This is a genomic window from Ligilactobacillus aviarius, from assembly GCF_001654615.1.
Lineage (GTDB): Bacteria > Bacillota > Bacilli > Lactobacillales > Lactobacillaceae > Ligilactobacillus > Ligilactobacillus aviarius_B.
The window spans coordinates 1-20,917 of record NZ_LWUD01000010.1; the positions used below are offsets into that span (position 1 = coordinate 1).

The 20,917-nt window shown below is 42.9% G+C and carries 19 protein-coding genes, 6 tRNA genes and 1 rRNA gene; 21 read left to right on the top strand and 5 right to left on the bottom strand.

Features of this window, described 5'->3' with window-relative positions:
• The 8 genes from rrf to A3O17_RS02180 form a co-directional block, all read left to right on the top strand.
• Positions 1–93 (top strand): 5S ribosomal RNA (rrf, locus tag A3O17_RS02145); the annotation flags it as partial.
• 11 nt (positions 94–104) lie between these two features.
• Positions 105–177, top strand: a tRNA-Asn gene (locus A3O17_RS02150).
• Between the two features lie 49 nt (positions 178–226).
• Positions 227–298 (top strand) — tRNA-Glu (locus A3O17_RS02155).
• 7 nt (positions 299–305) lie between these two features.
• Positions 306–378 (top strand) — tRNA-Thr (locus A3O17_RS02160).
• Between the two features lie 361 nt (positions 379–739).
• On the top strand, positions 740–2,197 hold the full coding sequence (locus tag A3O17_RS02165) for a peptide MFS transporter (protein WP_064208617.1): 1,458 nt from the start codon (positions 740–742) through the stop codon (positions 2,195–2,197).
• A gap of 98 nt (positions 2,198–2,295) precedes the next feature.
• Positions 2,296–2,378 (top strand) — tRNA-Tyr (locus tag A3O17_RS02170).
• 9 nt (positions 2,379–2,387) lie between these two features.
• A tRNA-Gln gene (locus A3O17_RS02175) sits at positions 2,388–2,459 on the top strand.
• Positions 2,460–2,576: 117 nt separating this feature from the next.
• Entirely contained in the window at positions 2,577–3,275 is a 699-nt protein-coding gene (locus A3O17_RS02180; protein ID WP_064208615.1) for a GntR family transcriptional regulator, read from the top strand.
• Between the two features lie 18 nt (positions 3,276–3,293).
• Here A3O17_RS02180 and A3O17_RS02185 read toward each other — a convergent pair whose 3' ends face one another.
• Positions 3,294–4,025: a WecB/TagA/CpsF family glycosyltransferase gene (locus A3O17_RS02185; RefSeq protein WP_064208614.1), complete on the bottom strand. Its 732-nt coding sequence runs from the start codon at positions 4,023–4,025 to the stop codon at positions 3,294–3,296.
• A 127-nt stretch (positions 4,026–4,152) separates the two neighbouring features.
• On the opposite strand from A3O17_RS02185, the gene A3O17_RS02190 reads away from it, so the two are divergent.
• The 7 genes from A3O17_RS02190 to A3O17_RS02220 all read left to right on the top strand — a co-directional run bounded on the left by A3O17_RS02190 (position 4,153) and on the right by A3O17_RS02220 (position 10,903).
• Positions 4,153–5,631 carry a nicotinate phosphoribosyltransferase gene (locus A3O17_RS02190; RefSeq protein ID WP_064208613.1) on the top strand — a complete coding sequence of 493 codons (1,479 nt, stop codon included), beginning with the start codon at positions 4,153–4,155 and terminating at the stop codon, positions 5,629–5,631.
• A gap of 17 nt (positions 5,632–5,648) precedes the next feature.
• Positions 5,649–6,476 (top strand): ammonia-dependent NAD(+) synthetase, encoded by an 828-nt coding sequence (nadE, locus tag A3O17_RS02195; RefSeq protein ID WP_064208612.1) that lies wholly within the window; start codon positions 5,649–5,651, stop codon positions 6,474–6,476.
• Positions 6,477–6,485: 9 nt separating this feature from the next.
• Complete coding sequence (locus A3O17_RS02200) at positions 6,486–6,920, top strand: hypothetical protein (RefSeq protein ID WP_064208611.1); 435 nt, start codon at positions 6,486–6,488, stop codon at positions 6,918–6,920.
• 71 nt (positions 6,921–6,991) lie between these two features.
• The gene (locus A3O17_RS02205) at positions 6,992–9,184 is read left to right on the top strand and encodes a Tex family protein (protein ID WP_064208610.1); all 2,193 of its coding nucleotides are present in this window, start codon (positions 6,992–6,994) and stop codon (positions 9,182–9,184) included.
• On the top strand, positions 9,181–9,624 hold the full coding sequence (locus A3O17_RS02210) for a SprT family protein (RefSeq protein WP_064208609.1): 444 nt from the start codon (positions 9,181–9,183) through the stop codon (positions 9,622–9,624). The genes A3O17_RS02205 and A3O17_RS02210 overlap by 4 nt, the downstream gene beginning before the upstream one ends.
• Before the next feature lie 55 nt (positions 9,625–9,679).
• Positions 9,680–9,764: transfer RNA gene (locus tag A3O17_RS02215), tRNA-Leu, on the top strand.
• Positions 9,765–9,922: 158 nt separating this feature from the next.
• Positions 9,923–10,903: a beta-ketoacyl-ACP synthase III gene (locus A3O17_RS02220; protein WP_064208608.1), complete on the top strand. Its 981-nt coding sequence runs from the start codon at positions 9,923–9,925 to the stop codon at positions 10,901–10,903.
• Positions 10,904–10,937: 34 nt separating this feature from the next.
• Here the strand turns inward: A3O17_RS02220 and A3O17_RS02225 are convergent, their stop codons facing one another.
• Positions 10,938–12,287, bottom strand: coding sequence for an LCP family glycopolymer transferase (locus A3O17_RS02225; protein ID WP_064208607.1), 1,350 nt, complete (start codon positions 12,285–12,287; stop codon positions 10,938–10,940).
• 128 nt (positions 12,288–12,415) lie between these two features.
• Between A3O17_RS02225 and A3O17_RS02230 the strand changes: the two genes are divergently transcribed.
• Positions 12,416–12,973 carry a C40 family peptidase gene (locus A3O17_RS02230; protein ID WP_064208606.1) on the top strand — a complete coding sequence of 186 codons (558 nt, stop codon included), beginning with the start codon at positions 12,416–12,418 and terminating at the stop codon, positions 12,971–12,973.
• 75 nt (positions 12,974–13,048) lie between these two features.
• Positions 13,049–13,747 carry a 2,3-bisphosphoglycerate-dependent phosphoglycerate mutase gene (locus A3O17_RS02235; protein ID WP_064208605.1) on the top strand — a complete coding sequence of 233 codons (699 nt, stop codon included), beginning with the start codon at positions 13,049–13,051 and terminating at the stop codon, positions 13,745–13,747.
• A 27-nt stretch (positions 13,748–13,774) separates the two neighbouring features.
• On the opposite strand, the gene A3O17_RS02240 is transcribed toward A3O17_RS02235, so the two are convergent.
• From A3O17_RS02240 to A3O17_RS02250, 3 genes are read right to left on the bottom strand one after another with little or no spacing between them, the layout of a single operon-like run.
• Positions 13,775–15,109: a C1 family peptidase gene (locus A3O17_RS02240; protein WP_064208604.1), complete on the bottom strand. Its 1,335-nt coding sequence runs from the start codon at positions 15,107–15,109 to the stop codon at positions 13,775–13,777.
• A gap of 17 nt (positions 15,110–15,126) precedes the next feature.
• Entirely contained in the window at positions 15,127–15,816 is a 690-nt protein-coding gene (gene rpiA, locus A3O17_RS02245) for a ribose-5-phosphate isomerase RpiA (RefSeq protein WP_057826799.1), read from the bottom strand.
• A gap of 14 nt (positions 15,817–15,830) precedes the next feature.
• The gene (locus A3O17_RS02250) at positions 15,831–16,112 is read right to left on the bottom strand and encodes a GNAT family protein (RefSeq protein WP_064208603.1); all 282 of its coding nucleotides are present in this window, start codon (positions 16,110–16,112) and stop codon (positions 15,831–15,833) included.
• Positions 16,113–16,224: 112 nt separating this feature from the next.
• On the opposite strand from A3O17_RS02250, the gene A3O17_RS02255 reads away from it, so the two are divergent.
• From A3O17_RS02255 to gltX, 4 genes are all read left to right on the top strand, one after another.
• Complete coding sequence (locus tag A3O17_RS02255) at positions 16,225–16,761, top strand: dCTP deaminase/dUTPase family protein (RefSeq protein ID WP_064208602.1); 537 nt, start codon at positions 16,225–16,227, stop codon at positions 16,759–16,761.
• Positions 16,762–16,776: 15 nt separating this feature from the next.
• Positions 16,777–18,147: a DNA repair protein RadA gene (gene radA, locus A3O17_RS02260; protein ID WP_064208601.1), complete on the top strand. Its 1,371-nt coding sequence runs from the start codon at positions 16,777–16,779 to the stop codon at positions 18,145–18,147.
• A 15-nt stretch (positions 18,148–18,162) separates the two neighbouring features.
• Positions 18,163–19,278 carry a PIN/TRAM domain-containing protein gene (locus tag A3O17_RS02265; RefSeq protein ID WP_064208600.1) on the top strand — a complete coding sequence of 372 codons (1,116 nt, stop codon included), beginning with the start codon at positions 18,163–18,165 and terminating at the stop codon, positions 19,276–19,278.
• Between the two features lie 130 nt (positions 19,279–19,408).
• Positions 19,409–20,899, top strand: a complete 1,491-nt coding sequence (gltX, locus tag A3O17_RS02270) for a glutamate--tRNA ligase (RefSeq protein ID WP_064208599.1) — start codon at positions 19,409–19,411, stop codon at positions 20,897–20,899.
• Positions 20,900–20,917 lie beyond the last annotated feature (18 nt).

Below are 20,917 nucleotides of genomic sequence, written 5' to 3' on the forward strand. Positions count from 1 at the left end.
ACACCTGTTTCCATTCCGAATACAGAAGTTAAGCTTCAAAACGCCGATAGTAGTTGGAGGAACGCCTCCTGTGAGGGTAGGAAGTTGCCGTGCTTGTTGATTATTCCGGCATAGCTCAGTTGGTAGAGCATCTGACTGTTAATCAGGGTGTCGACGGTTCGAGTCCGCCTGCCGGAGTTTCAAATGACTAATGAGCATTCACGTTAGTGATTAACATAATTATTATGACCCGTTGGTCAAGTGGTTAAGACACCGCCCTTTCACGGCGGTAACATGGGTTCAAATCCCGTACGGGTCATTGATATGCTGATTTAGCTCAGTTGGTAGAGCAACGGTATCGTAAACCGTGGGTCACAGGTTCGACTCCTGCAATCAGCATGATAAAACGTTCATAAATGTTTATAAGCCTTGATATAAGGCTTTTTTTGTTTGTAAAAATACTTTTTTGTTCATATAAAAACTACAGTCAGACACACAATAGACACACGACAGATAACCGTGTGTCTGTAAAGAATTTTAGAATGCGGATAAACATTGATATAACAATCAAAGGCAACACTTTTCTGTGTGTCTGACAGGGACTTTGGTGTAAATTTGGACAAAGAATAAGGGCATGATTAAATTCGTGTCCTTATTCTTTTATTCAAAAATAAAACCGAAAATTGACCAATTTCCCGCAGATGACTATACTTTAAATATTATTAAGTTTATTTATGGAAGGAATTTAAAATTGACTCCAATTAAGTCGCAAAAAACATTTTTAGGACACCCGCGCGGACTGGCAACCCTATTCTTCACTGAGATGTGGGAACGGTTTAGTTATTATGGCATGCGGGCAATTCTGCTGTTTTACATGTTTTATTCAGTAACGGAAGGCGGATTGGGCTTTAGTAAAGCGACGGCTGCATCGATCATGTCGATTTACGGGGCGTTAGTTTACCTGACAAGTGTCCTTGGCGGTTTTATGAGTGATCGCCTATGGGGCAGCCGGAAAACGGTTTTGATCGGTGGAATTTTGATCATGCTTGGGCATATCGTTTTAGCAACGCCATACGGCAAAGCCGCGTTGTTTATTTCGATCATTCTGATTACTTTTGGAACCGGAATGTTAAAACCCAACGTTTCTGAAATGGTTGGCAGCCTGTATAATAAGGATGATTATCGTCGGGAAGCCGGATTTAATATTTTTGTATTTGGAATTAACGTGGGGGCCTTTATTGCGCCAATCATTGTGGGGTACATTGGTCAAACGTATAATTTTCATATCGGCTTTTCACTTGCTGCAATTGGAATGTTTTTTGGACTTGTTCAGTATTCGATCGATGGTAAGCTGTACTTATCACCTGACAGCATGTTTCCGAATGATCCGCTTGAACCGGAAGAAGTTCGCGGACTGATCAAAAAGGGGATTGCGTGGGTTATTGGAATCGTTTTGACTTGCGTGATTATGATCGAATTTAATCTGTTTAATATTGGCAACGTGATCCTTGTATTGTCGGTTCTTTCAATTGGAATTCCGATTTACTACTTTGTTGTAATGTTGACTAGCCAAAAGGTAACGATGAGTGAACGCAAGCGGGTCGTGACCTACCTTCCATTATTTTTAGCTGCGATCGTCTTCTGGATCATTGAAGAGCAAGGGTCAGTTATTTTGGCGATTTTTGCTGAAGAACAGACTAAATTGACGGTGTTGGGTCATTCATTTCCAGCAAGCTGGTTCCAAAGTATGAATCCGCTGTTCATTATGCTGTACGTTCCATGCTTTGCTTGGCTGTGGAGCAAGTTAAAGAATCATCAACCATCATCAGCAACCAAATTTTCATTAGGATTATTTTTTGCGGGAATTTCGTTCTTATGGATGATGCTTCCGGGAATGCTTTACGGGACTCACACGAAAGTTTCGCCTCTCTGGCTGGTCATGAGTTGGGCATTGGTCATTATTGGAGAAATGCTGATTTCACCAATCGGACTTTCAACGACCACTAAACTGGCTCCGCAGGCATTCCGGTCACAAATGATGAGTATGTGGTTCTTAACGGATGCGGTCGCACAAGCAATCAACTCGCAGATCGTAAAGTTTTATAACCAGACAACCGAGATTCATTACTTTGGAATCATTGGGGGAGTAACGATTATTTTGGGACTGATCTTATTGATGATTGCCCCCAAGATCAAACGGTTAGCAACGTCAGACTAAAAAAATAATTTTTTTGAAAAAAGTCCTTGCAATTTTTCGAAATAGCATGTATGATAATTAAGTCGGATGTGATAAGGCATTTGATTTTAATTGAACATGGAGGGGTAGCGAAGTCTGGCTAAACGCGGCGGACTGTAAATCCGCTCCTTCGGGTTCGGTGGTTCGAATCCACTCCCCTCCATCATCTTATTGGGGTATAGCCAAGCGGTAAGGCAACGGTTTTTGGTACCGTGATGCGCTGGTTCGAATCCAGCTACCCCAATTTTTTTATTGGGTAAAAGGTTGTGCAGGTGCACAGCCTTTTTTTGTATTAACCGGATAAACGAATAATATTTAGTGATATACTAATGGTATAAATTTTAAAGGAATGGATTTAAGGATGAGCTTTCCAATTTATATTCGAATTCATAATGATTTAAAGGAATCAATTGAAAAAGGTAAGTGGCAGGTCGGCGATCGGATCCCAGCGGAACGGGAATTAGCTGAAAAATATGGCGTTAGCCGGATGACTTTACGCCAAGCAGTTCAAACGCTGGTTGATGAAGGAATCCTTGAACGCCGGGTCGGTTCTGGAACGTTTGTTGCCCGGAAAAAAGTTCAGGAAAAGATGTCCGGGACAACGAGTTTTACCCAGTTGATGGAAAATCAGGGAAAGACCCCTTCAAGTAAAACAATTTCGTATCAGGTTACGACCCCATCGTTAAGCGAACAGGAACACCTGAAACTTAGTGATCATGATAATATTTTACGGATGGAACGGATTCGGTACGCAGACGAAGTTCCGATTTGCTTTGAAGTTGCAACTTTACCTTATTCGTTAGTTAAAAATTATCAACGGTCTCAAATTACCCGGTCGTTATACCAAACGTTGCAAGAACACGGGCTTGAGATTGGGCATGCCCAACAGACGGTTTCTGCATCAAGCGCATCGGAAAAGATTGCTGATTATTTGAAAATCAAACGGGGAGCACCGATTCTAAAACTACGCCAAATTACTAAACTGACAACGGGACTGCCGTTTGAATATGTGCGAACAGAATATGCCGGCGAACGGTTTGAATTTTACTTAGAGAAATAAAAAAATAAGGCTGAGGCCTTATTTTTTTTGCTTGAATTTTTGCCGATAAACGCGGAATAAATAACGCGGCAAAGCTAACATCCGTTTAAAGCGGGTCGGTTCTTGGATCAGCCGGAAGAGCCATTCAATGTGATGATTGATCCAAAATTCAGGGGCCCGTTGAACGTTGCCGGTCAAAACGTCGAAACTGCCGCCGACGCCCATCCAAATCGAATTGGCAATAGACCGGTGATGGGCGATGAAAAAGTCCTGTTTTGGAAATCCCAACGCAACAAAAATGAAATCTGGTTGGGATTGCTGGATTTCATGGACGATCGGTTCTTCATCATTAAAATAACCATCATGCATTCCAGCAATGACTAAGTGCGGGTATTTTTTCTCAATTACATTTTTCAATGCGCTGATCACTGCTGGCTTACCGCCTAAAAAGTAAACTTTCTTTTGATTTTGATCAGCATATTGCAACAATGCTTGCATGGTATCAAAGCCGGTTACCCGTTCAGCAAGCGGGGTACCCAGAATCTGCGCACCTTTTACGATGCCGATTCCATCCGCAGTAACGTAATCAGCATGGTTGATGATCTGCTGGTAATTAGGATCGCGGGTGGCTGCCAGAACGATTTCAGGGTTAGCCGTGACGACGAACCGGTTAAGATGTTGCTGGTTATCGGTAATCAGTTGTTGAACCAATTCTTTCTGGGTAAAATTATCAAATTCAATTCCAAGAATATTGACCTTTAAACGCGTCATGATCTTCCTCGTTTCTGCTTTGTTTATTTCATTATAGAACAAACTATTTTGCGGTGGGAACCCGAAAAGTGATAAAATATAAGCACTATTATGTATCTAGTAAATTACGATCTTAAAGAGGAATATCATGATTAATAAATATGCAGACGACAGCTTAGCACTTCATACTGATGCGTATGAATTGAATATGATCGAAACGTATTGGCGTGAAGGGATTGCCGATCGGAATGCAATCTTTGAAGTTTATTTTCGCGATTTACCGTTTCAAAACGGATATGCCATTTATGCCGGGTTGGAACGTGTAATTCAGTATATCCAAAACCTGCACTTTTCAGAGTCTGACCTTCAGTACTTAAAAGAAGAGATGGGTTATCAGGATGACTTTATTGAATACTTACGGAATTTCAAGATTCGGTTAAGTATCCGGTCAATGGTCGAGGGAGAAATCGTATTTAATAATGAACCGTTGATGCAGATTGAAGGTCCATTAGCGGATTGTCAGTTGGTTGAAACCGCAATTTTGAATATTATCAATTATCAAACTTTAATTGCGACCAAGGCTGCCCGGATTCGGTCAGTTGTCGGCGATGATCCGTTACTTGAATTCGGTAGTCGGCGGGCCCAGGAAATGGACGCCGCCATTTGGGGAACGCGCGCAGCTTACATTGGTGGCTTTGATGCAACCAGCAACTTGCGGGCAAGTAAGATTTTTGGGATCCCGGCGAGTGGGACCCATGCCCATGCGTTAGTGCAAGCTTATCAAAATGATTATGAAGCATTTAAAGCATATGCTGAAACGCACCATGACTGTGTTTTTTTGGTTGATACTTACGACACGTTACGTTCCGGCGTTCCGAATGCGATTCGGGTTGCGAAGGAAATGGGCGACCGCATTAACTTTTTAGGGGTGCGGATCGATTCCGGCGATATGGCATACATTTCGAAGTGTGTGCGCAAGCAACTTGATGCAGCTGGCTTTCCGGATGCCAAAATCTATGCTTCAAATGATCTTGATGAAAAAACGATCATGAACTTGAAAATGCAGCATGCCAAAATTGACGTTTGGGGTGTGGGCACAAAATTGATCACGGCGTATGATCAACCTGCTTTGGGCGCGGTCTACAAAATGGTTGCCATTGAAAATGCGGCTGGTCAAATGGAGGACACCATTAAAATTTCAAGCAACGTTAATAAGGTGTCAACTCCAGGAAAGAAACAGGTTTGGCGGATCACCCGGAAAGATTCCGGCAAATCAGAAGGTGATTACGTTGCCCTTTATAATGAAAAGCCGCAACAACGGAAATCACTATTGATGTTCCATCCGCAATATACGTATATCAATAAGCAGGTCACAAACTTTAATGCGCGACCGTTATTGACGGAAATCTTTAAAAACGGTGAATTGGTTTATGATCAGCCAAGTTTACAAGAAATCAAGCAGTACGCTAAACGGCACCTTGAAAGTCTGTGGGAAGAATACAAGCGGCTATTGAACCCGCAAGATTACCCCGTTGATCTTTCAAAGAAGTGCTATGATAACAAGATGAAAATTATTCAAACCATTCGGGAAGCGAATAACCAAAAGCCGCTTCCGAATGATATTTAATAAGTGGAGTGAGAGAAATGCGTGAATTACAAGCAAAAATCATTGAAACGTTAAAGGTTCAGCCGCAAATCGATCCGGAAAAGGAAATTCGCCGTTCGATCGACTTTTTAAAGGCATACTTAAAGAAAAATCCTTTTTTGAAGACCCTTGTGTTGGGAATTTCAGGCGGACAGGATTCAACACTTGCCGGGAAATTAAGCCAGATGGCAATTACGGAAATGCGGGAAGAAACGGGCGACCAGGATTATCAATTTATCGCAGTGCGACTCCCGTACGGTGATCAAGCTGACGAACAAGATGCAATGGATGCCATTGAATTTATGGATGCTGACCAGACGGTGCGGGTCAATATTAAAGAAGCTGCCGATGCAATGGTCAAGGCGGTTGAAGCCAACCAAATTGAAGTCAGCGACTTTAATAAGGGCAACATCAAGGCACGGCAACGAATGATTGCCCAGTATGCAATTGCTGGAGCTAACTACGGCGCAGTGGTCGGCACGGACCACGCAGCGGAAGCAATCACTGGCTTCTATACAAAGTACGGTGACGGCGGCGCTGATATTACCCCGCTATGGCGGTTAGATAAGCGTCAAGGCAAGCAAATGCTTGAAGTTTTACATGCGCCAAAGCACTTATATGAAAAAACGCCAACGGCTGACCTCGAAGATAACCGGCCGGCTTTGCCTGATGAAGTGGCATTAGGGGTAACCTATAACGATATTGATGATTATCTGGAAGGAAAGCCGGTTGATGATCACAATGCGGAAATCATTGAAAACTGGTATGTAAAGACGGAACACAAGCGGCACATGCCGATCAATGTTTATGACGAATTTTGGAAATAGGGTGAAAAAATGCGACGGGTAAATGTTAACCAATATTTAGGTGTGATCAACAATGTATTAGACAGCACCCAAAAGATGAGTGCGAAGATGGATCCGTACTTCAATATTTTTCGAAGTGCATTAAATGATGATGAAGAAATCGAAGCCGAAGACTACCAAGCTACGCAGGCAAGCTTTGGCGAAGGCGTTAAGCAATATCAAACGAACTTAACGACCTTAGAAAAGGCGCAAGCCCCGGCCCAGTTGATTGGGGTTCATAAGAACCTGATCGCTCACTACCGGGAATTTGTAAAGGGCTGTGAAGCAATGAATGCCAGCATTGATTATCAAGGCCATCAAGTTGACCGGGAACAATTTGATGCAGCTGAAAAGGCACAGGAAACGGCAATGGATAAAGTTAACCGGAGTGTCCAGAAGATTATCCGGGGACTCCATTTAGCATAGTTTAAGGGTAAAAAAGCAGGGAGGCTGCGACGTGGGTCACAACCTCTCTTTAATTTTAAAGGAGAAGAAAGATGGAACAGCAATATTTTGAAATTACAGCGCACCAACTGCCGCAACTTCGGCCGCATCAAATCAAAGAAGCATTAAAATTGCTTGAAGATGGGAATACGGTCCCATTTATTGCCCGGTACCGGAAAGAAATGACGGGCAGCCTTGATGAAGTTCAACTGCGCGAAATTCAAAAAACGTATGATCAGGTTGCCAAAATTGAAAAACGCAAAGCCGATATTATTAGCAAAATTGACGAACAGGGGAAATTAACCGCAACGTTGAAGGCCAAAATCAACCAAGCGGATAACATGCAGTTGCTTGAAGACTTGTATTTGCCATACAAGCAAAAACGGAAAACGAAGGCGCAAATTGCCAAGGATGCGGGATTAGAACCGCTTGCCCGGTATGTTTTAGGCTTTAATTCCGGCATTGAGGCTGAAGCAGCGAAATACATGAATCCAGAAAAGGAAATCACGACGGTTGATGATGCTCTTCAAGGCGTTCATGAAATTATTGCGGAGGCGTTCGGTGAAAACGTTCAGTTACGGGATTGGGTTCGCCAAAACACGTTAAAACACGGAAAAATTGTTTCAAAAGTCAAAGACGAAGAAGCTGATGAAAAGGGTGTTTATCAGCTGTATTATGACTTTGAACAACCAATCAGTAAGATGGCTTCCCATCAAACCCTGGCCCTTGACCGCGGTGAAAAAGAAAAAATCATTCGGGTAAAGGTTGAACTTGATGAGCAATTTGTATTGCGGTATTTTCACTCCCGGTTTATCGGCAGTCGTCAAGGCGAAGCAGCGCCCATGATTGAGGATGCATATACGGATGCTTATCGGCGCTTCATTCGGCCAGCAATTGAACGTGAAATCCGGAAACAATTAACGGAAAGGGCCGATGAAAAGGCAATCAATGTGTTTGGTGATAATCTGTACCATTTGCTGATGCAGGCGCCGTTGAAAGGTAAAACGGTTCTTGGATTGGACCCGGCGTTTAGAACGGGCTGCAAGCTGGCGGTGATCGATCCGACCGGAAAATTCCTGGCGAAAGCCGTAATTTACCCGCATGAAAAGGCGAAGGGTCAAAAACCGAATCCCAAGTTACGGACAGAAGCAAAGGCGAAGCTCAAAGCCCTAATTAACGATTATCATGTTGAAATGGTCGCAATTGGGAACGGAACTGCCAGTCGGGAATCCGAAGCATTCGTTGCTGAAGTTTTGAAGGAAATCTCAATGCCGGTTTACTATGTGATCGTCAACGAGGCGGGGGCTTCAGTTTACTCTGCAAGCCAAATCGCCCGGGATGAATTTCCCGACTTTAACGTTGAAGAACGGTCAGCGGTCAGCATTGCCCGGCGGCTTCAAGATCCATTGGCCGAATTGATCAAGATTGATCCGAAATCAATTGGAGTTGGCCAATATCAACACGATCTGCCAGAAAAAGAACTTGATAATAAGTTGAGCCAGGTAATTGAAACGGGCGTCAACCAGGTAGGGGTTAATTTAAACACTGCCAGTCCGCAATTATTAGAGCACATTTCAGGATTGAATAAGTCGATTGCCAAAAATATCGTGAAGTACCGTGATGAAAACGGGAAGTTTAAGACGCGGAAGGAATTGTTAAATGTTCCGCGGCTTGGAAATAAGGCATATGAACAGTCAGCTGGTTTCTTGCGCATCGTGAACGGAACGAATCCATTGGATAACACTGACATTCACCCTGAAAGCTATGCGGTTGCCGAAAAGCTTTTAGCGGCTAATCAGGCAGCTCAAGATGAAATTGGAACAGCGAAACTGAATCAGAAGTTAAAACAGTTTGATCAAAAGCAGTTTGCGGCGGAAAACCAAATTGGTGAAGCAACGTTGACGGATATTGTTTCAAGTTTGGAAAAGCCGGGACGTGATTTCCGGGATACGATGCCAATGCCGCTTCTGCGTTCAGATACGCTTCACCTTGAAGATTTGAAACCGGGAATGCAGCTTCAAGGCACGGTCCGGAATGTTGTTGATTTCGGCGTTTTTGTGGATATTGGCGTTAAGCAGGACGGGCTAGTGCATATTTCGAAGTTAAGTGATTCATACGTTGCGAACCCGCGGGATGTGGTTGCTGTGGGGGATATCGTTGATGTCTGGGTCGATAGTGTTGATGAAAAACGCGGCCGAATCCAATTATCAATGATTGCGCCAACGGAACAGAAGGCCGAAAAATGACCGATCAAGAACTGCAACGGCTAATCGAACGGATTTCAATCGAATCATTTCAAGTCCCGTTTCGCCATACTGCAAGCTTTAATTCCCGGCTGCGGTCAACTGGCGGGCGGTATATGTTGGAAACTCACAATATTGAAATTAATCCGCATATCGCAACCGATTATCCGCCTGAAATTCTGGTAGGGGTAATTAAGCATGAACTGTGTCATTATCACTTGCATTTGAATCACCGCGGTTACCAACACCGCGATCATGATTTTAAGGTTTTACTGCAAAAGGTCGGCGGGAGCCGGTATTCGCCATCAAGTTTACGGCCTGATCCGCAAATCGTGTATGAGTGCCGGCAATGCCATAAACGGTATTATCGCCAGCGACATTTTAATGTCCAGAAGTACCGTTGTTCACGGTGTGGCGGTCATTTGAAATTAATTTCAAAATAATTAAAAAAAGATATTGCGTCTGATAATTTTGTCTGTTATAATTATTTCTGTTGTCGCGGGTATGGCGGAATTGGCAGACGCGTCAGACTAAGGATCTGGTGAGCATTGCGCTCGTGATGGTTCGAATCCATTTACCCGCATAAAGGTGAGCTGAGGTATTATGCCTCAGCTTTTTTTTACCTAAAAACACAAATATTTTGCATTCATTTCCTTTCAGGAGTATCTTAGATTAAGATTTTAAATTAGGTGTATATCTGCTTGAAGGGTAATGAGAAAAAAGAATTTTGAGGTGAACATAATGTCAGTTGGTGTTAAATTAACAGCCAGTGCAGGGTATTTGCCTGAACGGGTCGTTACAAATGATGAATTAAGTAAAATTATGGATACTTCTGATGAATGGATTCAAGCTCATACAGGAATCAAAACTCGTCATTATGCAATTGATGAAGATTCATCTGAAATGGCAACCAAGGTTGCAGAAAAGCTTTTGCAACAGGCTCATGTTGCTCCGGAAGAAATTGATTTGATTATCGTTTCAACAATTTCACCGGATGCATTGACGCCGTCAACCGCTGCCCTTGTTCAAAAGAATATTGGGGCGAAAAATGCCTTTGCCTATGACTTGTCAGCTGCCTGCGCTGGATTTATTTTCGGTTATAGTACGGCAGATAAGTTTCTTCACAGTCCGCAATACAATAAGGCAATTGTGATCAGTGTTGAAAATAACTCAAAAATGATGGACTTTACGGACCGGACATCGGCTGTTTTCTTCGGTGACGGTGCCGCCGGTGCATTGTTAGAAAAGAAGGAAGACGCAACGGATTCATTGCTTGCTGAAAAAATGCAGGCCGATGGCAACATGGAAGCCGTTAACAGTGGTCGAATCAAACCAATTTCAGCTGTTAAAGCTGAAAATTATCCGCAAGCAAGGGCTTTTTATCAAGATGGTCCGGCCGTGTTTAATTTTGTAACGACAACGGTCATCGCTCATATGAAAGATTTCTTAAGTGAAAATCAAATTGATCCGCAAGAAATTGATTTGGTAATTCCTCACCAAGCAAATTTACGGTTGCTTGAAAAGATTTCTGAAGGATTGAATATTCCATTTGAAAAGTTTGCCGTCAATGTTGATTATGCTGGTAATACTTCGTCAGTGGGAATTCCGTTGGCGTTAAGTGAACAGCTAGCAAACGGAAAGCGGCCAAAGAAAGTGTTACTGACAGGCTTTGGTGCCGGGTTAGTTTACGGCAGTCTGTTGTTAGACTTAAGTGATTATTAAAAAAAAGATTGTGCGATTTTTCGCACAATCTTTTTTAGTATTCAATAATTCCAGTTGTTCCGGTCCCAGTGCCAGTGCCCGCACCAGTTGCTCCAGCAGTCCGCCCATAGTTTCCGCCGGTTGCATTTCCAGTTGCAGTGCCGGTGTCAGTTCCTGCTGTTTGGTTAGCGGTGCCTGTTCCATATCCTTGAGTTTGGGCTCGCGGAGCGGTCGTTGGCGTTTGGTTTCCATAACCCGTTCCGGTTCCGTAACCAGTCCCAGCATTTCCGGCTGCTGAACCGTATCCATTACCGGTTGAAGTGGTATCTGTGGTTGAATCATCACTGCTGTCATCACCTTCAAGTTGGCTGAGTGAATCTTTTTCAAAGTTATGATCCGAATCTTTTAATCCAAGTTGGTGCCGAATTTCGTTTGAAATCTTCCGTTTTTCAGCGGCGGTTGCAACTTGGTATGACAAGCCACTTAATGTTTCGGTATGTCCTTGAAGAACCCGCGATGAAACGTGTTTCCCGGCATCCTTGTAATAAGATTCGATCATCATTAAATCATCATATGAAAGGTCGGTCTTCAGGCTTCCTTGGATCGCATTGATCGTTTTGTTGTATTTCGTTAATGAAGAAGCGGACATTGCCTTTTTGATGATGGCCGTTAAAATTTGTTTTTGGCGTTTTTGCCGACCGTAATCTCCTTGAGGATCGTCATCCCGCATCCGTGAGTACGATAATGCTTGTTTACCATCAAGTTTGACGGTTTTACCTTTCGTAACTGAAACATTTTGGTATGAGAACGTTAGTGACGGGGTAACGGTTACGCCACCGAGATCATCGATCACCTTAACTAGGCCGCCCATGTTGATCAGCATATAGAAGTTGATCGGAATATCAAGGGTCTTTTCAACGGTCTTGACCGCCAAATCAGTCCCGCCATATGTATAAGCCGAGTTGATCTTGTCATACTCGTTATTCGAACCTGAAATATGAACGGCCGTATCCCGCGGAATACTTGTCATGGTGATTTTTTCCGTTTGCGGATTGACGGTCATCACGATCATCGTATCTGTCCGGCCCTTAAACGTTCGTCCAAGGTCACCGGTATCGGTTCCCATCAGTAAGACTGAAAACGGCTTTTTATCTTTCAAAACTTGGGAAACAGTTTGATCTTTGCCCGTTGGCGAATAGGCCTTGGACATTGCCGTTCGCGTATGATTCAAGATGTTCAGTGCAAATGCCCCAATTCCATAGAATCCAATCAGTAACACGACTAAACAAATCGTACAGATTCTTTTGCGGAGACTTTGTTTCGTCCGGTTCCGCTTATGGTATTCTTCGGTTCGTGAAGGAATTTCATCATATAACGATGAATCTTCGCGTTTGTTATTATCCATAGTGACTCCTTAATTTATCTTCAAAATTTTACATTTTAATTTTATTTTTCGCTTATCTATTGAATTATACCAAAAAAAATAATTGAAAAGTTGAATAAATTGCGAATTTAATAAATGGAGGGATGATAATGATAAAAAGACTAATAATTACTGGCGTCGCCGCATTATTATTACTATGCGGGACGGAAAAAGTTCACGCTTCAAGTTATTACTGGGCGCCAAAGACGAAGATTAATCACGTTGAAGTAACGGTTTCGACCGGGACGGAAATTGAATTGCCGCCTGAAGTGAATCATGATTTTGAAAAGGATGGTGATAATTTAGAAAACGAACAAAACGACGATCCAATCATTCGTGAAGCCCGAAAATATCTCGGGGTGCCGTACGTTTGGGGTGGAACCACGCCGCACGGTTTTGATTGCTCAGGTCTTGTTCAATATGTGTATGCGCATTGCGGAAAACAGCTGCCGCGGGTGACGACCCAACAGGAACATTGCGGCAGAAAAATTCCGCTTGATCAAGCTCACCCCGGAGATTTATATTTCTGGGGATTGCCGGGCCAGACGTATCACGTTGCAATTGCGTGCGGAAACGGAAAGTTTATTCAGGCACCTGCGCCAGGCCAATCTGTAATGGTTTCGGATGTTCATTTTTTCCGACCAGATTTCGCAATTCGACTTGATTAAAGTTCTTTCTGCTTTATCGTCCGGAGGGATTTTGATATGATAAAAATTGGTTAAAAAGCGTAAGAAGGTGAACTAATGGTTAAATTAGTTTTACTCCGCCACGGACAGAGTATTGCGAATCAAAAAAATGAATATACCGGATGGTCAGATGTTCCGCTAACAGCGTTGGGCGAGGCTCAGGCCCATTCGGCTGGTCGGCTTTTGCGTGAAGAAGGAATCCAATTCAGTGATGTTCATACGTCGGTTTTAGTGCGGGTAATCAAAACCGCCAATATTGTTTTGGATGAAATCGATCAATTATGGATCCCGGAACACAAAACTTGGCGGTTGAATGAACGGCACTATGGCGCATTACGGGGATTAAATAAGGATTATACCCGTCAAATCTATGGAAAGAAGCAGGTTGCGCTTTGGCGGCGGTCGTACTACTCAGTTCCGCCAGAATTAGAAAAATTTGATGATGATCGGCGGTATGCAAGCATTCCGCATGATTTGTTGCCGCTATCTGAAAGTTTGGAAATGGCTTCAGCCCGCATTATTCCATACTGGATCGATGAAATTGCTCCTCGCCTTAAAGCGGGGAAAAATCAATTGGTTGTTGCTCATGGAAGTTCCTTACGGGCGTTGTTAAAATACCTGGAACGCATCAGTGATGAAGGCATTGACGGGGTTGAAGTTTATAATGGCGAACCAATTGTTTATACGTTAGATGATCAGACCCTTGAAGTTCAGGATAAAAAAGTTTTATCATACGAAAAAAAATCTGCCGATTAGGCAGATTTTTTATTTTAGAATTAACTATTAAGCTAATGCGCCCATTGGATCCCATGGAGCAAGAACAGTTGGTTCTTCCTTCAAGATTTCTTGAAGGTCCTTTGGCAAGTATTTCTTATTAACAACGATTTGGTAGCAGAATTCTTCCATCCAGTCATCGCTCATTACGAAGAATCCTTTTTCGCCGACCTTATCGCCCCATGAATTTTCAACTTTCCATTTTGTTGGTTGCCCGTCAACCAAATCAACGCCGGTCAATACCATGGCGTGGGTCATCATGCTTTCACCGTAATCAAGCCGTTCAGCCTTTGACATTGAAAAATCAATGTCGAAAAGTTCGTCTTGGTGGTAAAGGTTCGTGTCCATGATTCCTTTCTTCCGGTCAGATTCTTGACCAACGTCTGAACCGAACCAAACACTTTCACCATGTTTAAGTTGTTCAATGGCAACTTTGCGGAAGGTTTGCATATCGAGGTTCAAGTGGCGCACTTGCCGACCGCCTAAGACATTTCCAAGCATTTCAACCGTGTACATGTGGTTGAATGGCTTGTCAGCAGTTGGGGCATTGATAATTGAAACGTAATCGTCTAAGTTCCACCCAACGTACTTCTTGAAGAATTCTTGCGGCGTAATGTTTTCAATCCGGTGATAGTTGTTATCAGTATCACGGTATTCAAAATCAAAACTTGCCGGTGGTTCACCAAATGTGTAAGCTAACATCCGGTAAATTTCGTTCAGCATCTTTTCTTTTGTTTTTTGAATATCAGCATCGCTCTTTTTAGCAGCAACTAATTCGCGCAATTCAACGGCATCTTTGCGAAGTTTAAGGTTGAGTTGCTTATTGATTTCCGTTGAATTTGATGAGTTGAATGTTTCCGGCATGACGGTTTGCGGAACGACCCCGTATTTTTGGATCAAGGCCACTAACATATCCCATTGACCGCCATCTTGTTGTGGGGTTTGCATCAACCATGCAACTTTGCGGTCAGAAGTTGGCAATTCAGCCGTTTGCAAGACATTTTCAAGGAAGTAGTTTGATTTTTCAAGCTTATCCCAGAAAAAGGTATAGTTTTGTGAAAGTTCAAAGTCGTCTTTCATGTGCAACTTTTCGCGCATTGAGTGCCGCATTGTATTTAAAGCAGCAAACATCCAACAGCGGCCTGACCGTTTTTGGTCAGCAACTTTGCCGGTGTCAATGTCGATTGAAAAGACCCGGTCCATTGCGACTTCTGAACGGTAGTCAGCACTAACGCTTAAAATTCCGTTTTTGGTAACGGCCCGTTCGTTGACTTCGTGACCTTCAAGCTTATCAAGGTCAGCTTGGAAATTTTGTAATTGTTCTTGACTAATTGCTTTACTCATAAATATTCACCTCAAAATTAACGTTTAACCTGAATTACTTCTGGACCATCTTGCCGACCAACGATCACCGTGTTGACCATATCAAGGAATAAGCCTTGTTCAACCACTCCGACTTGACTGATCAAATATTTTGCCAATGTGTGCGGATGATCGATTTCATGCAAGTAAAGGTCGATGACATAGTTATTTGAATCGGTCCGAACGCGTTCATTTGTTTGCGGGTCGATTCTGAATTTCGGGTTGAGGCCTTTCTTTTCAAACCGTTCAAACACTTTTTGACTGCCGTATGGAATGACTTCAACCGGGAGCGGGAATGAGCCCAATTTTGGTGAAAGTTTGCTTTCATCAACGATCCACATTACTTTATCCGAATTGATCGCAACGATTTTTTCAAAAAGCAATGCGGCACCGCCACCCTTGATTCCTTGAAAATCAGAACTGATTTCATCTGAGCCGTCGATCGTTAAGTCGATATGGTCAACTTCATCAACTGACTTTAACGGAATTCCAAGGCTTTTAGCTTGTTGGGCCGTCCGTTCAGAAGTTGTTACCCCAGTAATGTGAAGGCCTTCTTCTTGAACGCGCTTGCCTAGGGCATCAACCATGTATTTAACGGTTGTTCCGGTTCCAAGTCCAAGAATCATGTTATCTTTGACAAATTCGACTGATTTTTCTCCAACGAGTTTTTTAAGTTGATTTTGATCCATCAGTAATCCTCCTTTTAAATTGAGTGAAGTGGTTTGGCTAAATATGAATCAAATTCAGGATGATGGTTGAAAAATTCAAGGGCTTCAGGGCAAAGCGGGATAATTTGCAGATCATCGGCTTTAAAGTGCTGAATAAAGGCTTGAATTAATTTAATTTTCAAACTTTGGTCATCTTTGACCCACACCCGTTCAATAACATAGAGGGATGAAGGTGAAAAATGACGGAATCCAAGGTTAGCGATCATTTCATCGTTCTCCTGGTAGATCAGTTCATTTTCATTCCAAATTGCTTCCATAATTAAACCTCCACTTACCATAAAGTTTAGCATATTCGGGCTAATAAAGTTATCCATATTCAAGTTTTTAATGGTATGATTAATAAATAAGAATGAGCAGAGGAGAATTACTATGAATCGTGGTTTTGAAGTTGTTTCACGTTATCAAAATGCAGGCTTGACGTTGCCGCAACGAGCAACCCAGCATGCTGCCGGCTATGATTTTTGTGCGGCCGAAGATTTTGTTCTTCCAAGTATTTGGAAATTGAATTTTGTTAAAATTTTTAAATCATTACGGGAGCAAAAGCCCCTTACTGACCAAGATTATGAAGATGCCAATCATGTTTTGAAACCATACCTTGTTCCAACGGGAATCAAGGCTTACATGGACGATGATGAATTTCTGATGTTGGCGAATCGTTCAAGTTCGCCGTTAAAGCGCGGCATCGTTCTTCCCAACGGGGTTGGAATCGTGGATGCTGATTATTACGGCAATGCGAACAACGAAGGCGAAATTTTCTTCCAGTTGGTTAATTTCGGGGTTCGCGATCAAGTGATCAAAAAAGGTGAACGGCTTGGTCAGGGAATCTTTATTCCATATTTAACGAGTGATAATGAACAAACTCCGCAAATGAAACGGACCGGAGGCTTTGGTTCATCAGGAAAATAATTAGGATGATTGAGAATGGCAAAAACAAAAACACAGTATGTATGTCAGGAATGCGGGTACGTTTCACCCCGGTATCTTGGACGGTGTCCGAATTGCGGGGCATGGAATTCATTAATTGAAGAGGTTAAAGAACAGCCGTCATCGATTAAGCAGAAACCCCACATGACATTTGCGGGCAACGAAGTTAAACCCCAGTTGATCGACGAGGTTTCAACTTCGGAAACGCCGCGGGTAAAAACTCAATATGAAGAATTTAACAGGGTACTTGGCGGCGGCGTGGTTCCCGGCTCCCTTGTGCTGATCGGCGGGGATCCCGGGATTGGAAAGTCAACGCTGCTGTTGCAGGTTTCCGGACAGCTGGCTCAAACGCAAAAAGTCCTGTATGTTTCAGGCGAAGAAAGTGCAGTTCAGATCAAATTACGGGCTAACCGGCTCGGCGTTGGCGGAAGCAATTTTTACCTGTATCCAGAAACGAATATGGACCGTATTCGGCAAAATATTGAAGAATTAAAACCGGATTACGTCATTATTGACTCGGTTCAAACCATGCAAGAACCGGAAATGACTTCGGCAGTCGGCAGCGTTGCCCAGATTCGCGAAGTGACGTCTGATTTGATGAAAATTGCGAAAACGAACGGCGTAACGGTTTTCGTTGTTGGGCACGTTACCAAGGGGGGAGCGATTGCCGGTCCCAAGATTTTGGAACACATGGTCGACACGGTGCTTTACTTTGAAGGCGACCAGCACCGGGCTTACCGGATTTTACGGGCAGTCAAAAACCGGTTTGGTTCGACAAACGAAATTGGAATTTTTGAAATGAAACAAGGCGGATTGGTTGAAGTTGCGAACCCATCTAAAGTCTTTCTTGAAGAACGGTTACGTGGTGCAACGGGTTCCTCAGTGGTGGTTTCGCTTGAGGGAACGCGTCCGATTTTGGTTGAGATCCAGGCCCTGGTAACCCCAACGGCTTTTGGAAATGCCAAACGAACGACAACGGGGCTTGACCATAACCGCGTAGCCTTGATCATGGCAGTTCTTGAAAAGCGGGCAGGCTTGCTGTTGCAAAATCAAGATGCATATTTGAAAGCGGCCGGCGGAGTGAAACTCGATGAACCCGCAATTGATCTTTCGATTGCAATCAGCATTGTTTCCAGCTACCGCGATGCGGAAACTTCGCCGACAGATTGCTTCATCGGAGAACTCGGATTAACGGGGGAAGTCCGGCGGGTCAACCGCATCGAACAACGGGTTGCTGAAGCAGCCAAACTGGGTTTTAAACGCGTTTTTATTCCGAAGAATAATCTTGATGGCTGGCAAATTCCGGCCAATATTCAAGTTGTCGGCGTTCAAACCCTTGCAGAAACACTAAAGATGGTTTTCAGATAGGAAGAAGGTGAGATTATGCGGAAAAAATTGATACGCATTGCATTAATGATTTTAGGAATCGGTGCTGGGTACTCATTTTTACCGGCACTTTGGGCAATGGTTCATGTTCATAATCCATGGCTTGCAAATGCTCCAATGGACATGCTGATTGGCCTGATTGCCTTTACGTTGCTTTCATTTTTGCTTGTCGATCCATTTGACCGGATAATCGATCGGATTGAAAAGAATTTACTGCACCAGCAAACGGATAGTCTGATTTCAGAGGTAATTGCAATTATTTTAGCGTTGATTCTCGGCTTTCTGATCACGACCCCATTGACGCGGTCACATTCGCTTTTTGTAAGTGCCTTTTTGCCGATTGCGATTTTAATTTTATTTGGGTATCTCGGTTTTGTGGTCGGGCGATCCCGGACACTCGAATTCCGCAATCTTTTTAATCGTAAAAAGAAGGAAAAGAATTCACCGGATGGAACGGTTTTGGAACGCAAAGCCGGACAAAATTTCTATCACTATAAGTTGCTGGATACCAATATTTTGATCGATGGGCGGATCTATGACCTGGCTAAAACCGGTTTTCTTGAAGGAACCCTGGTCGTTCCTAACTTTGTATTATACGAACTTCAATATATTGCTGATTCCGGTGATAGTATCAAGCGGGTTCGCGGCCGGCGTGGCTTGGACATTTTGAATAAATTACGGGCTGAAAAAATTGTCCCGATTGAAATGTATGATGGCGACTTTGATGATATTCAAGAAGTTGATAGTAAATTGATCAAATTGGCGAAACTGATGGACGCTGAAATCATTACGAACGATTATAATTTGAACAAGGTCAGCGAATTTCAAAACGTGCGGGTCTTGAATATCAATCAGTTAGCGAAGTCATTGAAACCACGGGTTATTCCGGGTGAAAAATTACGGGTAACGATTATCAAAAACGGGACCGAACGCCAACAGGGGGTTGCGTACCTTGACGATGGAACGATGATCGTGGTTGAAGATGGGAAATTCTTCATGAATAAAATGGTCGAAGTTGAAGTTACAAGTGCAATTCAAACGGATGCCGGGCGAATGATCTTTGCTAAATTAGCTCATTCCAAACGCGAACTGAATGAAAAAAATGATAATTAGTGATGAAGCATTTATTTTTTTAAGATTTCATTGTAAAATTAAACGGTAAATATTCATAAATAAGAACGGCAAAGCGTGATCGCGGTTTGTTGCAGCTTTAGATAAAAATAACAAGGAAGAGGCGCTATTAATGGCTAAGAATAAAGTCAGAGTGCGTTACGCACCAAGTCCAACAGGACACTTACACATTGGAAATGCTCGAACAGCATTGTTTAACTATCTTTTTGCTCGGCATAACAAGGGAACTTTCGTTTTACGGATCGAAGATACTGATACCAAACGGAACGTTGCCGATGGTGAAAAGAGTCAAATGGAAAACTTAAAGTGGCTTGGAATCGACTGGGATGAAGGTCCAGATAAGCCAGGTAAGTATGGTCCATACCGTCAATCAGAACGGAAAGACATTTATCAGCCATTAATTCAAGAATTGCTTGATAAGGGCTTAGCATACGAATCATACATGACCGAAGAAGAACTTGAAAAGCAACGTGAAGAACAGAAAGCACGTGGTGAAGCTCCCCGGTATGTTTATGAATATGAAGGAATGTCAGATGATGAAATCAAGGCAAGTCAAGAAGCTGCACGGGCAAAGGGCATCAAGCCGGTTATTCGGATTCATGTTCCGCATAACAAGACATATGAATGGGATGATATTGTAAAGGGCCACATCAGTTTCCAATCAGACACGATCGGTGGTGATTTTGTCATTCAAAAGCGTGATGGAATGCCAACTTACAACTTTGCGGTTGTTGTTGACGATCACATGATGGAAATCACACACGTTTTGCGGGGTGACGACCACGTTGCTAATACACCAAAGCAATTGGTTGTTTATGAAGCTTTTGGATGGGAAGCTCCTCAATTTGGTCACATGTCATTGATCATTAATTCTGAAACCGGGAAGAAGTTAAGCAAGCGGGATGAAACGGTTCTTCAATTTATCGAACAATACCGTTCACTCGGTTACTTACCAGATGCAATGTTTAACTTTATTACATTGTTAGGCTGGTCACCAGTTGGTGAATCAGAAATCTTTAACCAACGGGAATTCATCAAAATGTTTGATCCTAACCGGTTAAGCAAGTCACCTGCTGCTTTTGATATTAAGAAACTTGAATGGATCAACAACCAGTATGTCAAGGCTGCAAACTCAGACGTGATCGCTGATTCAGCATTGAAGCAATTGATCAAAGCGGGCAAGATCGAAGAAAACCCAGACACAATGAAGATCGAATGGGCACGTCAATTGACAAGTTTATACAAACAACAAATGTCTTACACGGGTCAAATCGTTGAAATGGCTGATGTTTTCTTCAGTGAACCAGACAAGCTGGATGATGCTGCCAAGGAAGAACTTGCAGTTGAAACGGCACCGGTTGTATTAAAAGAATTTGCAGAACGCGTAAAGAAGCTGCCAATTTTTGATGCAACTGAAATTCAAAACACGATCAAAGCGATTCAAAAAGAAACCAAGATTCGCGGACGGCAATTATACATGCCGATTCGAATTGCCACAACGCGCGCAATGCACGGTCCGGACCTCGCACCATCAATTGAATTGCTTGGACGGGAAAAGGCATTGAAGCACCTTGAACAAACATTAAAGGAAATTGGTGCTTAGTGAAGGCAAATATTTGAT

Bases quoted from the DNA above. Each gene is read 5' to 3' on its own strand.
- gltX (WP_064208599.1), top strand. From the start codon at position 19,409: ATGGCTAAGAATAAAGTCAGAGTGCGTTACGCACCAAGTCCAACAGGA.
- rpiA (WP_057826799.1), bottom strand. From the start codon at position 15,816: ATGGATCAAAATCAACTTAAAAAACTCGTTGGAGAAAAATCAGTCGAA.
- A3O17_RS02225 (WP_064208607.1), bottom strand. From the start codon at position 12,287: ATGGATAATAACAAACGCGAAGATTCATCGTTATATGATGAAATTCCT.
- radA (WP_064208601.1), top strand. From the start codon at position 16,777: ATGGCAAAAACAAAAACACAGTATGTATGTCAGGAATGCGGGTACGTT.
- A3O17_RS02200 (WP_064208611.1), top strand. From the start codon at position 6,486: ATGCGACGGGTAAATGTTAACCAATATTTAGGTGTGATCAACAATGTA.
- A3O17_RS02250 (WP_064208603.1), bottom strand. From the start codon at position 16,112: ATGGAAGCAATTTGGAATGAAAATGAACTGATCTACCAGGAGAACGAT.
- A3O17_RS02240 (WP_064208604.1), bottom strand. From the start codon at position 15,109: ATGAGTAAAGCAATTAGTCAAGAACAATTACAAAATTTCCAAGCTGAC.
- A3O17_RS02255 (WP_064208602.1), top strand. From the start codon at position 16,225: ATGAATCGTGGTTTTGAAGTTGTTTCACGTTATCAAAATGCAGGCTTG.
- nadE (WP_064208612.1), top strand. From the start codon at position 5,649: ATGCGTGAATTACAAGCAAAAATCATTGAAACGTTAAAGGTTCAGCCG.
- A3O17_RS02265 (WP_064208600.1), top strand. From the start codon at position 18,163: ATGCGGAAAAAATTGATACGCATTGCATTAATGATTTTAGGAATCGGT.
- A3O17_RS02205 (WP_064208610.1), top strand. From the start codon at position 6,992: ATGGAACAGCAATATTTTGAAATTACAGCGCACCAACTGCCGCAACTT.
- A3O17_RS02230 (WP_064208606.1), top strand. From the start codon at position 12,416: ATGATAAAAAGACTAATAATTACTGGCGTCGCCGCATTATTATTACTA.
- A3O17_RS02190 (WP_064208613.1), top strand. From the start codon at position 4,153: ATGATTAATAAATATGCAGACGACAGCTTAGCACTTCATACTGATGCG.
- A3O17_RS02220 (WP_064208608.1), top strand. From the start codon at position 9,923: ATGTCAGTTGGTGTTAAATTAACAGCCAGTGCAGGGTATTTGCCTGAA.
- A3O17_RS02180 (WP_064208615.1), top strand. From the start codon at position 2,577: ATGAGCTTTCCAATTTATATTCGAATTCATAATGATTTAAAGGAATCA.
- A3O17_RS02185 (WP_064208614.1), bottom strand. From the start codon at position 4,025: ATGACGCGTTTAAAGGTCAATATTCTTGGAATTGAATTTGATAATTTT.
- A3O17_RS02235 (WP_064208605.1), top strand. From the start codon at position 13,049: ATGGTTAAATTAGTTTTACTCCGCCACGGACAGAGTATTGCGAATCAA.
- A3O17_RS02210 (WP_064208609.1), top strand. From the start codon at position 9,181: ATGACCGATCAAGAACTGCAACGGCTAATCGAACGGATTTCAATCGAA.